Origin of the sequence: Pseudoalteromonas rhizosphaerae (genome assembly GCF_902498845.1) — a bacterium.
Classification (GTDB): domain Bacteria; phylum Pseudomonadota; class Gammaproteobacteria; order Enterobacterales; family Alteromonadaceae; genus Pseudoalteromonas; species Pseudoalteromonas rhizosphaerae.
In genome coordinates this window covers 425,601-440,532 of record NZ_CABVLM010000001.1, presented here as the reverse complement: position 1 = coordinate 440,532, position 14,932 = coordinate 425,601, and the positions used below count along the sequence as shown (strand labels likewise).

Annotated in this window: 11 protein-coding genes; 3 read left to right on the top strand and 8 right to left on the bottom strand. The window is 40.4% G+C overall.

The annotated features are described in order from the left end of the window. Window positions 1-8: 8 nt before the first annotated feature. Together fadD and PSR9079_RS01795 are read right to left on the bottom strand one after the other, a co-directional pair. Entirely contained in the window at window positions 9-1,661 is a 1,653-nt protein-coding gene (fadD, locus tag PSR9079_RS01800) for a long-chain-fatty-acid--CoA ligase FadD (protein WP_149980214.1), read from the bottom strand. 120 nt (window positions 1,662-1,781) lie between these two features. After that, complete coding sequence (locus PSR9079_RS01795; protein ID WP_149980389.1) at window positions 1,782-2,633, bottom strand: alpha/beta fold hydrolase; 852 nt, start codon at window positions 2,631-2,633, stop codon at window positions 1,782-1,784. A gap of 100 nt (window positions 2,634-2,733) precedes the next feature. On the opposite strand from PSR9079_RS01795, the gene PSR9079_RS01790 reads away from it, so the two are divergent. Then, the gene (locus tag PSR9079_RS01790) at window positions 2,734-4,023 is read left to right on the top strand and encodes an alkaline phosphatase (protein ID WP_149980213.1); all 1,290 of its coding nucleotides are present in this window, start codon (window positions 2,734-2,736) and stop codon (window positions 4,021-4,023) included. 168 nt (window positions 4,024-4,191) lie between these two features. Here the strand turns inward: PSR9079_RS01790 and PSR9079_RS01785 are convergent, their stop codons facing one another. The 5 genes from PSR9079_RS01785 to PSR9079_RS01765 all read right to left on the bottom strand — a co-directional run bounded on the left by PSR9079_RS01785 (window position 4,192) and on the right by PSR9079_RS01765 (window position 11,481). Next, window positions 4,192-4,521 carry a hypothetical protein gene (locus PSR9079_RS01785; RefSeq protein ID WP_149980212.1) on the bottom strand — a complete coding sequence of 110 codons (330 nt, stop codon included), beginning with the start codon at window positions 4,519-4,521 and terminating at the stop codon, window positions 4,192-4,194. 75 nt (window positions 4,522-4,596) lie between these two features. After that, window positions 4,597-5,307, bottom strand: a complete 711-nt coding sequence (gene tsaB / locus PSR9079_RS01780) for a tRNA (adenosine(37)-N6)-threonylcarbamoyltransferase complex dimerization subunit type 1 TsaB (RefSeq protein WP_149980211.1) — start codon at window positions 5,305-5,307, stop codon at window positions 4,597-4,599. A gap of 13 nt (window positions 5,308-5,320) precedes the next feature. Then, window positions 5,321-7,234, bottom strand: coding sequence for a DNA repair helicase YoaA (yoaA, locus tag PSR9079_RS01775; protein WP_149980210.1), 1,914 nt, complete (start codon window positions 7,232-7,234; stop codon window positions 5,321-5,323). Window positions 7,235-7,338: 104 nt separating this feature from the next. Beyond that, the gene (locus tag PSR9079_RS01770; RefSeq protein ID WP_149980209.1) at window positions 7,339-9,204 is read right to left on the bottom strand and encodes a M28 family metallopeptidase; all 1,866 of its coding nucleotides are present in this window, start codon (window positions 9,202-9,204) and stop codon (window positions 7,339-7,341) included. A gap of 90 nt (window positions 9,205-9,294) precedes the next feature. After that, a complete protein-coding gene (locus tag PSR9079_RS01765) occupies window positions 9,295-11,481 on the bottom strand; it encodes a M4 family metallopeptidase (RefSeq protein WP_149980208.1) in 2,187 nt (728 codons plus the stop codon). A 587-nt stretch (window positions 11,482-12,068) separates the two neighbouring features. On the opposite strand from PSR9079_RS01765, the gene PSR9079_RS01760 reads away from it, so the two are divergent. Continuing rightward, a complete protein-coding gene (locus PSR9079_RS01760) occupies window positions 12,069-13,349 on the top strand; it encodes a cation:proton antiporter (RefSeq protein WP_145235717.1) in 1,281 nt (426 codons plus the stop codon). Between the two features lie 87 nt (window positions 13,350-13,436). Here PSR9079_RS01760 and PSR9079_RS01755 read toward each other — a convergent pair whose 3' ends face one another. Next, complete coding sequence (locus PSR9079_RS01755; protein WP_149980207.1) at window positions 13,437-13,670, bottom strand: hypothetical protein; 234 nt, start codon at window positions 13,668-13,670, stop codon at window positions 13,437-13,439. Window positions 13,671-14,031: 361 nt separating this feature from the next. Here PSR9079_RS01755 and hisG point away from each other — a divergent pair, with 361 nt between their 5' ends. Continuing rightward, on the top strand, window positions 14,032-14,931 hold the full coding sequence (gene hisG, locus PSR9079_RS01750) for an ATP phosphoribosyltransferase (protein WP_145235723.1): 900 nt from the start codon (window positions 14,032-14,034) through the stop codon (window positions 14,929-14,931). Window position 14,932: the final 1 nt, after the last annotated feature.

Below are 14,932 nucleotides of genomic sequence, written 5' to 3'. Positions count from 1 at the left end.
TTAGCTTGCTAATCTTTCAAGGCTCGTCTGAGTATTTTGCCAACGTTTGTTTTTGGCAATTCATCCCTAAACTCAACCAGTTTTGGGACCTTGTAATTAGTTAAATTATCACGACAGTGTTTTATTATATCTTTTTCAGTCAAAGATGGGTCTTTTTTAACAATAAAAACTTTAACTTGTTCGCCGCTAACATCATGAGGGATACCAATTGCTGCTGCTTCTAAAACACCTTCATGCATTGCAATCACTTCTTCGATCTCATTTGGGAACACATTAAAGCCAGATACGATGATCATATCTTTTTTACGGTCAACAATATAAAAGAATCCTTCATCGTCATAAGTGGCTATATCCCCAGTGGCAAACCAACCATCTTGCAAACACTCAGCCGTTGCATCAGGACGATTATAATAACCAACCATCACTTGTGGACCTTTAACCCATAATTCGCCCGGCTCACCTTTGGCTGCTTCTTCACCATTATCTAACATCAACTTGATTTCAGTATTAGGTGCAGGTAAACCAATCGAGCCATTGTATGAATCTAGATCATAAGGACTAACAGTAACTAATGGCGAACACTCAGTTAAACCATACCCTTCCATTAATTTGCTGCTGGTGACCTTTTGCCATTTCTCAGCAACAGGACGCTGTACAGCCATACCGCCACCAAGAGACATTTTCAAACTTGAAAAATCAAGCTCGGCAAAACCCGGTGTATTCAACAAACCATTAAATAATGTATTTACGCCCGTGATCGCGGTGAATTTATGTTGGCCTAATTCTTTCACAAAGCCTTTCATATCACGCGGATTGGTGATCAATAAATTTAATCCGCCATACTTCATAAACGTTAAGCAGTTCGCTGTTAGTGCAAAGATATGATAAAGCGGTAAAGCAGTGACAACAATTTCTTTGCCACGTTCTAACACTTGATCTAAGCAACCAGAAACCTGCTCTAAGTTACCCACCATATTGCCATGGGTCAGCATTGCACCTTTAGAGACACCCGTTGTGCCACCGGTATATTGCAAAAAAGCAATATCAGATAAACACACTTCAGGTTTAATGTAATCGCTTTCGTTCGCTGCAAGTAAGGCTTCAAACTTTATAGGGCTAGGCAGTGAATAGCTTGGCACCATTTTTTTAATATGCTTAACAACAAAGTTAACCAGATGCTTTTTCAATCCCCCCATCATATCACCCACTTGGGTAACAACGATGTGCTTTACTTTAGTATGCGGCAATGCTTTTTCGAGCGTGTCTGCAAAGTTAGCCAGTATAAAAATTGCTGATGTTTCTGAATCATTTAATTGATGTTCAAGCTCACGTACAGTGTAAAGCGGGTTAACATTAACTACCACACAACCGGCACGTAAAATACCGAGTATTGAAACAGGTGTTTGCAATAAATTTGGCATCATTACAGCCACTTTATCGCCTTTTTTTAATCCCAAATCATTTTGAATATAAGCGGCAACACGTTTTGTTGCTTGGTCTATTTCATCATAACTTAATGTTTTACCCATATTGGTAAAAGCAGGCAAATCTTTGTAGTCAGTGAAGCTTTTTTCAAACACTTCTAACAACGAGTTGTAGTGCTCAGGATCGATTGTTTCAGGCATACCCTCTGGGTAGCGCTTCAGCCAAATTTTTTCCACTCTTAGCTCCTGTTCTATTTATAATTTATTTTTATTAAACCTTAAACTAAGTAAGGTAATTTCACAATTGAGCAATCACTCTAATTCGCAAATATTCCCACATTTTGTGCAAATATACAATTAACATGCACCAGTTTGCAGCATAAATGCATGAACCTGCTGTAAACATTGCTCAGGGCTTTGCATATGGCAGTGGTGGCCACCTTCAACTTCATTTACTGTTAAGCTTTTGTAATAATTAGCATATTTATTTAAATTATCACTAATAAATTGATATCCTTTACTGCCTACAATTAATTGGCACGGCACATTTATTTCGCTTATTACCGCTATGCATTGTTGCTCATCAAATCTAAAACCTGAGTGATTTTTAAGCTTTGGATCAGTTCTTAGCAGCCATCCATGTTCAGTTTCTCGTATATTTCTGTCCATCAAAAGTGCTATTAAATCCAAAGGTAAGTCACTTTGTGTCGCCCGTGCTTGGTGTATTATTTGTTTTGACTCGTACTGTCGGGGTGCTTTTTTATTTACACGACGTCGATTCAAAATTGCATTTCTAAGCTGCTCAACCACTTTTTCACTGGGTGTTGTGACAACTCCCAGTCCTTCAATCATAGTAACTGTATTTACTTTATCAGGAAAGCAGCTAGCAAAAAGCCCTGCGGCCATTGCGCCCATAGAATGACCAACCAAGTGTACTTTATTAACCCCAAGTTTTTCGATCAAATTATAAATATCATCAATGTAATCAATGAAATAATAGTGTGCATCACTACCACGCCAATCTGATAAACCATGTCCTGGAAAGTCCACACAATACCAAGTTGCAGTTAAGGTGTTATGTTCTAACATGGGTAAAAAACTATGACAATTATCAAGCCAACCATGTAATGCAATGACAACCTCTTTTCCTTGCCCAAATGTTAGGCCATGAAGTGTTAATGCGCCACTTTGAACTGAAAATGGATGCACTGCGTAATTCCCCTTTGTTTTTAGTTTGTTTAACGTAAAAGACATTTATTTATACTACATTGCGTATACAATGGCACTACATAATAAACAGGGTACAAAGATGAAGAAACAAATAAGCCTCTTGGCATTATTATGCTCAGCAAGTGCATACGCAGAGCAAGCACCAAAAAACATAATTTATATGATTGGTGATGGCATGGGCCCCGCTTATACTACAGCATATCGCTACTTTAAAGATGATCCGTCGACCAAAGAAATTGAAGGTACGGTGTTTGATACAATTCTTAAAGGTATGGCACATACTTACCCTGACGACCATACCTATGTAACTGACAGTGCTGCTGGCGCAACAGCTTTGAGCTCCGGCCATAAAAGCTATAATGGTGCAATTGCAGTTGATACCGATAAAAAACCGGTAAAAACCATGCTCGAAATTGCCAAACAAAAAGGCATGATCACCGCATTAGTTGCAACCTCACAAATCAATCATGCCACGCCTGCAAGCTTCGCTGCACATAATGAATCTCGTCGTAACTACGATGAAATTGCCAATGATTACATTGATAATAAAATTGCCGGAAAACTTCCCGTTGATTTAATGCTCGGTGGCGGTACTAAATATTACATCCGTGAAGACCGTAATTTAGTTGCAGAATTTAAGCAAGCGGGCTATCAATACAGTGATGACTTTAGTGCGTTAAAAGATATTAAGCAAATTCCTGCGCTGGGATTATTTGCTCCAGTTGGGCTTGACTTTGCGTTAGATAATAACCCAACACGCTTAGCACAAATGACCAATAAAGCGCTTGAGTTACTTGATGAAAATAAGAAAAATGGCTTTTTCGTGATGATCGAAGGCAGCCAAATTGATTGGTGTGGCCATGCCAATGATATTGCCTGTGCAATGGCGGAAATGGATGATTTTGCTAAATCAATCGAGCAAGCAAAAGCATACGTTGATAAAAACCCGGATACCTTATTGGTGATCACCGCAGATCACTCAACAGGTGGTTTAACATTAGGTGCGCATGGTCAATATAAATGGGAAACCGAGGTAGTAAAAGGCGTGAAAGCCACAGCCGTTAAATTAACTAAATTAATGTCAGAGTCTGATGATTTAAAAGCCATTTGGACTGCTAACACGAATATAGAATACACTCCCGAAAACCAGATCAAGCTTGAACAAGCAAAAAAATTAGGTGATAAACCACTTAATCTTGCCATTAAAGATATTATCAGTAGAGCCAGTTTCACCGGTTGGACTACCGGCGGTCACACTGCTATTGATGTACAAGTATTTGCCTATGGTAAAGGTGCTGATAAATTTATCGGCTCACAAAACAATACTGATATTGCCGATAAACTGATCGGCTTTATTGAACAGCAGTAATGTTTAATTGGCATGTTGCTTTTCCTGAGGGGAGAGGCTAACTGCAACATTAAAGGTTAATTATAAAAAGCCCAGTCATAATGTATCTGGGCTTTTTTAATCACAGCTGGAGGTAAACTTTTGCCAAATACAAGCACATCAACACAGAGTTAAATTACTGTCTAATTGTTAAGCGTAAATGTCCACACCAATTAAGTTTTGTACTTCAGCTCGGCGTTCTAAATTAGCAAACTCGGTGTAGGTTGAAATAGCACGACTTACTTTGGCTGTCGGTTGGTCATAAATCGTTTGTCGGTAACTAGGTTGGGCAGTATCACTTTGTAACTTATCAGCCAGCGCAATACCTGCTTGGCTTGATTTAACAAACTCCGCAGACTGTTTATTATCAGCAGCAGATTGCTCCAATAAACCCTGAGGTTTATTAGTGTTGATCTGTCTTGAGGTAATTTTACCGGGTATGTCTCCCGAGTAAAACCCTGAGCCAATAGGTAGATTCAAAGTTGCGTCTCGTTACTTAGGTTATTAAATTATGTGCCAAATTTAATAACCTTGCAAGTTGCTTTATTAATCAGTTTATTCGCGTCCAGGTAATTTTTTCCAGGTTACTGTATCACGTACATATTTAGGTTGAGCTTGCGCAGCACTGACCGTACGTTGCGCACTGAAATCATCGCTAATTGTAGCCAACATAAAACCGGCATCAGGTAATATGATGTCGTTATTGATAGCAATTTGTGGGTTATCTGCCAGTGCCTCAGGGTATGTTTGCCAGCCAGTGCCCACTGCAATCCCTGGTTCGTCTGCAAGAGATAATAATGCGGGTTTTAATACTTGTTCGTCACCTTGTAAGGTCATCACACCATTATCACTGAGTCTATGATGGGCAAAATATATTTCTCCCATACGCGCATCAATAGCACTAAATACACTTTTTTCACCGGTTTGTTGATAAGCTTGCTGCGCCATCATTTGCAGCGTTGACACACCAACTAGTGGCAGTTTACATGCATAAGCTAAGCCTTGCGCAATGGCGACACTTATACGCACGCCAGTGAAACTACCTGGGCCTTGGCCAAAACCAATAACATCTAAATCAGTTAAACGGCAATTTGCCTTAGCTAACAACTGATCAACCAACGGTAAGATTTTTTGACTATGCTGTTGCGGGCATACTTCAAAATGGTGAAATAACTGACCATTATAATTGAGCACTAAAGACAATGCTTCGGTAGAAGCGTCAAATGCTAATAGATTAATATCACTAGTACTGATTGCGTTATTCATGGTAATTATTTCTCTAGTTAATGTGTTCTAAAAATTCACTGGCCACTTGAAGGCTACGTGTGCGGCGCATCGGCGGCAAGCTTTTTAAAAAGACTTGGCCGTATTGGCGTGTCACTAAACGGTTATCGCAAATCACCAACACCCCTTTATCCTTACTATCGCGGATCAGTCGTCCAACGCCTTGTTTTAGTGCAATCACCGCTTGTGGCAATTGAATATAAGCAAAAGGATCATGTCCTTGTAATTGCGCATCTTGCATTTTAGCTTGGAGCAGTGGATCATCGGGTGCTGCAAAGGGTAACTTATCAATAATAACACAACTGAGTGTGCTACCTCTGACATCAACTCCTTCCCAAAACGACGCAGTACCTAATAATACGGCATTACCATGGCGGGTAAATTTTTCTAAAATAATACGTTTAGACATTTGCCCTTGCATATAAATAGGATAATCAATCTGCGTACTTAGCCCTTCGGCGACTAAATGCATCATCCGATAGCTGGTAAACAATACAAAGCATCGCCCTTTTGCTGCTTTAATTAAATCGAGGGTAAGCTTAACAATCGCATGAGGCATATTCGCTGCATGTGTTTCAGGCAAATAACGGGGTAAACATAATAAGGCTTGCTGATAATAATCAAACGGACTATCAACCATCATACTTTTGGCAGGCTTAAGGCCTAGGCTTGCGTTAAAATGATCAAGTGCATTATCGACAGATAGAGTCGCTGAGGTGAATACAAAGCCAGCCCCCGTGTCTGCCATCATTTGCGCAAATTTAACTGATACGTTAAGCGGAGTTATATGTACGGTTAAATAGCGGCGTGTTGTTTCATACCAATAACTGTTACCTGTTTGGCTTATATCAAACACCCGCTCTAATTGCCCTTTAAAAGCTAAGGTACGCTCAAATGGGTGTTCTATTTTATCGCTACGGTCTAAACAATGTTTGAGTACTTGATACAAAAAGTCTAAATCGCTGATCACCCTATGTAACGCGGCGCAAATTTCTTTACTTGCCAGCATTTGTCGCCAATCACCTCGGCTACCATCTAAGCCAAATTGTAAGCGCAAGTCTGCAACACTGGTTTCAAGCTTATTTAAGGTTTTACCAAGTTGCAACATATCCGGAATGTCAGAGCGATAAATTGCTCGTAAATCATTAATTAAGTCCACCAGCTTTTTAGTGCTGATACTCTCACCAAAGTAATCACTGGCAATTTCACTTAATTGGTGTGCTTCATCAAATATATAGGCATCAGCTGTGGGAATGAGTTCAGCAAAGCCGGTATCTTTTACCGCCATGTCTGCAAAAAACAAATGATGGTTAACCACTACTATATCGGCATCCATCGCTTTTAAGCGGGCTTTGCGAATATAGCAATCTTGAAAATCAGGACACTCTTTACCTAAGCAGTTATCCGCAGTGGAGCTTACATAAGGTAATACTTTGGCATCTTCTTCGATACCAATACAATCAGCCAGATCACCGGTGTGCGTTTCACTGGCAAATTTAGCCACCATGGCCAATTGATGCATCACATCAGAATCATCGGTCGGGACATGGGCAACATGCTGATTAAGCCGATAAGTACATAGATAGTTACTGCGCCCTTTTAGCAGCGCGGTTTTTTTACTCGCACTAAGCGCTTTGACTAATTGAGGTAAATCACGGTGATATAATTGTTCTTGCAGCGCTTTCGTGCCGGTTGAAATTATTGTTTTACCTTTAGACTTTAGCGCGGGGGCTAAATAAGCGTAGGTTTTACCTGTACCAGTGCCCGCTTCAACCACTAATTGCGAGCGGTTTTTCAATGCATCACTCACCGCAACCGCCATATCGATCTGCGGTTGGCGAGGCGTATAACCATCTAGAGATTGCGCTAACGGGCCTGCTGCACTAAAAAGCTGTTTGATAATAACGATCGCTTTGCTAAAAATAATAGCGGGATTTTACGTAAGCATAGCCCCAAGGGCAAGTGAATACGCAAAGCAAATAGCAAAGGAGCAATGCTCCTTTGCTATTGTTATTATTGTGCGTTGATCGTTAAAGTAATACCACTTGCCGCAGTGTAACCTTGTAAATCAATATACCAAGCACCAGCTTGGGGATTGCTAATAGTACAGCTTTCATTATTACCATTTTTATAAGGTCGACATTGATATGTTGACGTTGATGACGGCGAACCAAAATTCACATACAGATCAGCATCCCCGCTACCACCTAAAATAGAAATATTTAACGACGCGTAACCCGCACTGATATTTTGACTAAAGCGAGTCCAACCTCCTGTTGCCACACTGACATTCGTCTCGGTACGATTAACCGGTGTCGGTACATTATTGTCACCATCATAACTACCCGTTAAGGAAACACCAGTAATAGCGCTCCATGCTTCAACCATGACATGATATGTACCTGATTGTATATTACTAATAGCGCATGCTTCATTACTGTTTGAATTAGTACTGTTACAGTCAAAGTCTTGTAAAGTAGGCGCTGCGCCAAACTTAACGTATAGATCAGCATCGCCACTGCCACCTGCTGTAGTAAAGTTTAAATTACTACTTCCTGCAGGGACTGCTAAGGTATAAAAAACTTGTTCTTTAGCAAGCGCATTAATTCCAGACACTGTGACACCATTTTCCAGTTCATTGTCAGTGGGTGGTACTTCATAGCCGGCATTTTTAGCCATTTCAGCTAAGTAGCTCACCGCAAGCTTGGCAAATTTACTCGCATGATCAGCATCAAAATTACTGTCGTTTGCAGTATGGATTAGCGGGTTAATATCAGCCATGCGCGACTCAAATGGCATTGAGGCGGCAAAGCCCTGCTGATACCACGAAGCATGATCTGAACAGCCATAACCACACTGATCAAAACCATAACTTAGGGTGGGTAAATAAGTATCGATCAATTGTCCCAAAAACTGATTTTGCCCGCTGTTAGTATAATCTGTCATCATCACAATATCATCGCTACTGCCATGATTACCGGTCATATCAAATTGCACCATACCTACCACATTTTTGCCCTGTGATTTATACGCCGTTGCAATCGCTTTTGAACCTCGCAGCCCTACTTCTTCAGCTGCAAAACCCATAATTTGGATTGTTCTTTGTGGTTGATAGTTATTATCTACGATTGCCCGAAGCACTTCCGACAAGACCGCAATACCGGAGGCATTATCATCCGCACCGGGCGCTCTGCCATTACTAGGATTTGATTGATTAATTGAATCTAAATGACCGCCAACAATTACTATTTCATCCGCTTTTTCGCTGCCTTGAATAGTCACAATTACAGATGATTGCGACCAACTATGGCTAAAGTAATCAACACTAATATCAGCGCGGTTGCTCGCTAACTGTTGCCAATAATCTTTTAACCATTGAGATGCATCAACTCCACTTTGTACTGAGTAATAGCGATTATTAAAAGCACTCAACGAATTAACGGTATTGGTTAGATCATTAGGGCTAATGTTATTGATCAGTGTCTGTACCGTTTGCGCATTATCTATTGTGTAGTTAATAGCCAAACTGTTGATTGACTGATTCTGTACTTTAGCTAATTGCTCAGTATAAAGCTGCGCCTCAAGCAATGATTCATGTGCTACAAAGCCACCGCAACGATGGTAATTGTCGTGCATAAATTCACTTAAATTAGCCACTTCAGCCTGTTTAATACGCATAAAATTAACAGAAGATAAGCTGGATGCTTGTGGAGCGAGGAGCTCTGTACTGTGTTTATGAGCTGTTTGGTTTAATTTGTAATGTTTAGCTGCTACAGGGTCAATACTTACCCAAATACTGTCAGGCTCTTGTGCTATTACCAGCTGACTTACCAATAATGACACAGTGCCAAGCAGGACGCTTGGTGCAAAGATATTCATAACAGTTTCCTTTTTTTCTGTGTTTACCCAAATTCAGACTCTGAAAATATAAGGGTAAAAAAGGGAGCGAATGCTCCCTTAGGTGAGGGATTAGTTAGCCGTTATTGTTAACGTTACGCCACTTGCCGCGCTGTAGCCTTGTAAATCAATATACCAAGTGCCCGCTTGTGGAGCAGTAATTTCGCAACTTTCGTTGTTACCATTTTTATATGGTCGACATTGATAAGACGATGTTGATGATGGCGAGCCAAAATTAACATACAAGTCTGCATCACCAGAACCACCCGCTATAGCAACATTCAATGTTGAATAACCTGCGCTTAGTTCTTGACTAAAACGAGTCCAACCACCTGAGCTAACACTTACATTGGTTTCAGTACGGTTTATCGGTGTAGTACCCGTATCACCGCCATCAAAACTCCCCGTGAGTGAAACGCCCGATATTTGGTTCCAGGCTTCAACCATTACATAGTAAGTACCTGCTTGAACATTGCTGATAGCACAGCTTTCAGTGCTGGTTGAAGTCGTGCTGTTACAGTCAAAACTATTTAGTGTTGGTCTTTGCGCAAATTTTACATACAAGTCCGCATCACCACTGCCACCTACCGTGTTAAACTGCAAATTAGTGGCATTAGCTGGTACTTCTAAGGTAAAGAACAGTTGCTGTTTTTCTGTACCACTGATCCCAGTGCGTGGCACGCCATTGCTAAGTGGCTCGTCAATTGGTGGCTCTACTCCTCCACAACTACTACCAGGGCTTAAATTTGACGTTACACCCACTGCCGCAAGTGCGCTTTGTACATCATCTGGGCTGTAATCTAAATCACATGCCGCATCCATTACACCATTACCAGCCAAGTCCCAATTAGTACTAGCGGTCCAATATAATTGGTTTGCACGCGCCATAACCTCAAAAGCTTTTCTAGTATCCCAACCAGCTTTAGTTGCTAAGTTATAGAATGCTTTATTAAATACACCTGAGCTGTAATGTACATCCATCCCAGAATAATAACTCGATTGGTTATCAATTGAACTACCATCTTGGGTCGGGTTATTCATGTAACGCAATGCACCATTGCCTTTGAAAATTTCTTGGCCAACTAACCAATCATTAGTGCCTAGCATATAAAACTCGGCAGCTTCACCAGCCATATCAGAAAACGCTTCATTCAAGCCGCCCGATTTCCCACTGTATACCAGCCCTGAATTTTGCTCAGTAAAACCATGGCTAACTTCATGAGCAGAAACATCTAAACTAACTAATGGATAAAAGGTATTTTGACCATCACCAAAAGTCATTGCTGATCCGTCCCAAAAAGCATTTTCATAATTACTGCCGTAATGAACACGCATTTGCAATTGAAAAGACAGCGGAGGAGAACCAATCCAGTCGTTATACATATTAAAAATAACATTACCAAAGTAGTGCGCGTCATTTAATGGCGAATAAGCGCCATTTATTTCCTTAAAGGTGTTTTCGGGGCAAGTAAAGGAATACGCTGAAGAGCCACTGGTGCCACCATTTAAATTAATGGTTTTAACATTTGCGTTATTCATGGTGCAAGTGTTGCCTGACTGCGACACATCTAAACTACTAAAATCAGTCCCGTAAATGTACTTTCCTGTTTTTAAATTTCCACCAGGGCCTGTCGCATTGGCATGTTGAAGGTTATCAAAGCTATGCAAAACCTCACCAGAATTCGCATCAATGATCTGATAAGGTCGAGAAGGATTAGCACCATAAGTAACATACGATACTTCATACACTAAATGTGCGACATGTTGCGCATCAAGCCAAATCGCTAAACGCGATTGTTCATTGTGTTTTTTAAGGCTTACTGATTTAGCCGCTGCGGGGGAGTTTTTTAACCCCTGTGTAATAGCCATTTTTTTACTGAGTTTTGGCATCACTGAGCTTATATCACTACTAATATCATATACAGCAGCACCATGAGCGCGTTTTAATTGGCCGTTATTATCAAACGTTAAACTCACAGTATCACCAATGACTGGTAATCCTTGATACTGTTGTTGATAACGGCGTGTCGTATCACCATTGTTACTTTTTACTTCTTTTAATACGACTAACTCATTACCTGCATCCAAACCAACTAACTGCATTGGGCTTGCCATAAGTACCGATGACGCACTATTTTGCAAAGCTGTAGTTAGGGCTGCTTGCTCATTGAGATATTGTTTATTTGCAGCTACTGCACTTGATGCTTGCGTTACCGCAAGAGCAGCAAGTGTTGCTAATGTGATTTTAGATAAATTCACGTTTACGCTCCATTTAAGTTGTTATTTATTTAATATTTTTGTATTAAACCGGCACTACCCGTTCCCGATTCAAGTTCAGCCTATACTGCTTTCAGTGAAATTGAAAATGAAACAAAAAATTAACATCAAATAACAAAAAAACCAAAACAGAAACATTTTAAAACAACAACTTAAACCAATATTGTTAATTAATCACGAACAAAACCCCGGAAAACTGTAAATAAATAATTACATTAAATTAACATATGGTTACATGTCATTTGTTTTTATTATTGGTAATGTATTAAATGTCATTGCTACTCGGCTCTATAATTAATTGGCAATAGGACTACCGATATAGATAGCAAACTGCAAATGTTGACGACTAGAAAAAGAAGCTGTTGACGTTTAGAAGCTGTCCATACCCATAAAATTTCAAACAAAACCATCAATTAATTTCGCTGTCATTGCGTGAGTAGCATAAACGCCTATTAAAAGTGTAATTAACAGTATTATCGCGGTGACATTTCAAAGTCTCAGGAGTAACATACCCCGCGCGAAAGTACATTCCTTTTTGCTCATTCCAATATATTATTTAAGGTCAAACAATGAATGCTTGGTACCTCATTTGTTTTTTATCTGCATTAGCGATTTTTATCGCATTTGCTAACCAGTATATCCTCAAAATGCAAACCACTATTGCCATAACAACTGGCTCAGTAGTGATTTCACTGTTATTAATACTCGCGGTAAAATTATTGGGCGATTCAACCGCACTGGAGATTACACAGATAGTCTCAAGTATCGATTTTAATCAATTATTACTCAAAGGCATGCTCGGTTTTTTACTGTTTGCAGGCGCATTGGAAATTAACCTTGCGGCACTCAAAAAACAACGTTTCGAAATTACCGTACTGGTGTTATTTTCAACCTTAGCTTCAACCTTTATCATTGGCTTTTTAAGCTTTTACTTATTTGCCGCGTTAGGCTTTGCGGTGCCTTTTATCTATTGTTTATTGTTTGGTGCATTAATAAGTCCAACCGATCCAATTGCAGTGCTTGCAATTATTAAACAAATGCGTGCCCCTGAAGGCATTTCTGTGCAAGTTGAAGGTGAATCATTATTTAATGATGGTATTGGTTTAGTTATTTTTACCACTATTTTTGCCGTGGCTTTTCTCGACACTGAAGCCAGTGCAGCAGGCATTGCAGAGCTATTCTTTGTCGACGCACTGGGAGGGATTGCATTTGGTTTAGTGATTGCGTTAGTGGGTCATTATCTGATCATCAACAGTCGTGATGTAAATATTCGCTTGTTACTAACCTTAACTATACCGACAGCAGGATTCGCCGCTGCCAATATATGGGAAATATCTGGCGCACTGGCGATGGTAACTAGCGGTATATTGTTAGGTAATATAACCCGTACTAAAGCGACAGAGCGCACCGGGCCTGAAGACACTCGCTACGTAAAAGACTTTTGGCACGCCACCGACAGCTTTTTGAATGCATTGTTATTTTTGATTATCGGGATGCTAATTGTCACTATGCCCATCAGCCTAGCTGAAATTGGTTTAGGACTACTAATGGTGCCTGTTGTATTACTTGCTCGCTTTATCAGTGTTGGCGCACCATTTGTGGTATTTAAGAAATTTAGAAAATACGACAAACACTCAGTTAAAATTTTAACCTGGGGCGGCCTACGCGGTGGCCTTGCTTTAGCAATGGCTGCGGCAATTCCTCGTGATCAAGTATTTGTGGGCGGCTCTGATTTACACAACCTGCTTGTTATTGTTACCTACGTTGTGGTGATATTTTCGATTATTGTGCAAGGGCTCACTATTTCGCCGTTAATTCACAGTAGCATTAGTGCCAAACAACAAAACTAACATTTAAACTTACTTCTGGCGCCGCAAGCTAATGCTTACGGTGCTAGAACTAGTTATGCATTTTCTATGCATAAGATCCTAGAAATATTACGCCCATGTGTCTAAATGGGTTTCGTCTTCCTCGTCTGTTTTGCGCTCTTTCTTAGCTGTTTCAAGCTTTTCTTTAGGCAGTAGTTCTTTGCGCTCTAACTGACGTTTTTGCCGCTTTTCACGTTCAATTCGCTGCGCGTTCGAATCTTTTAGCCCCGCAATATGAAAAGCGCCTTTCGACTCAAGTTGCAAACGAGTGATCTGCCCTAAATAAGGGATCATAATATCCATACGTTCCTCCTTTGGTTACTCTTATCATCGGCCGTTATAGCTTATTCTTTAATTTATGCAAAAAAAACTTGCCAGCTTCCCCACAAATGTGTTTTTCTATATGTGAAATTTACTTAAACAGATTAAACACTTTTGTTTACATGAAGCAATGATAAAACGAAAGTTATTTAGGATATATTATAATGCGCTTAAACCTGACAACAGTACATCATCACCACCATTCACCGGAATAACCTGTCAGGTCTTTCGCTGAGAGGTTATTCCTAAAAGGAACCTCTGGCGAGTCAACATACAATGATTCATTTTTCGCCCTGAGGTTCCCTCGGGGTTTTTAGTTTTTAAATTAAAGGAAAAATGAATAATGAGTAATAGCAACCGTCTACGTATCGCCATCCAAAAAGGTGGCCGCCTTTCTAAAGATTGCCAAGACTTACTAAAACAGCTAGGTGTTAAACTTAACTTGCGTGAGCAACGTTTGATTGCCCACTCGACCAATATGCCGATTGACGTACTACGTGTGCGCGATGACGATATCCCAGGTCTGGTAATGGACGGCGTGTGTGATTTAGGCATAGTAGGCGAAAACGTACTCGTTGAAGTACAAGCTGAGCGCCAGCGCCAAGGCGTACCAAGTGAAGTAACTAAACTGTCTAAACTTGATTTTGGCTACTGTCGCCTTGCACTTGCATGGCCGTCAGAACTTGGCAAGCAAGATAAAAGCTGGTTTGAAGGCAAACGCATTGCTACTACCTACCCTGAAATCTTAACTCAATACTTAAAGCGTGAAGGCATAAATGCCAGCACAGTAATGCTGACTGGCTCTGTAGAAGTCGCACCACGTGCAGGACTTGCTGATGCAATTTGTGATTTAGTATCTACCGGTGCCACACTTGAAGCCAACGGCCTTATGCAAGGCGATACTATTTTAGAATCAAACGCCTGCCTTATCCAAAATAAAGACTTACAAGATGCTGACAAACTAGCACTTATCAACAAACTTATGCCACGCTTACGCGGCGTGAGACAAGCCAAAGAAAGCAAATACATCATGCTGCACGCGCCAAAAGATAAACTGGATGAAATTTGCGATATTTTACCAGGCTCTGGCCAACCAACGGTATTAGCGCTTGCTGGCTCTGATGAATACGTAGCCCTGCACATGGTGAGCAGTGAAACATTATTTTGGGAAACAATGGAGCAATTAAAAGCGCTAGGCGCCAACTCTATCCTCGTTATGCCAATTGAAAAAATGATGGAGTAAG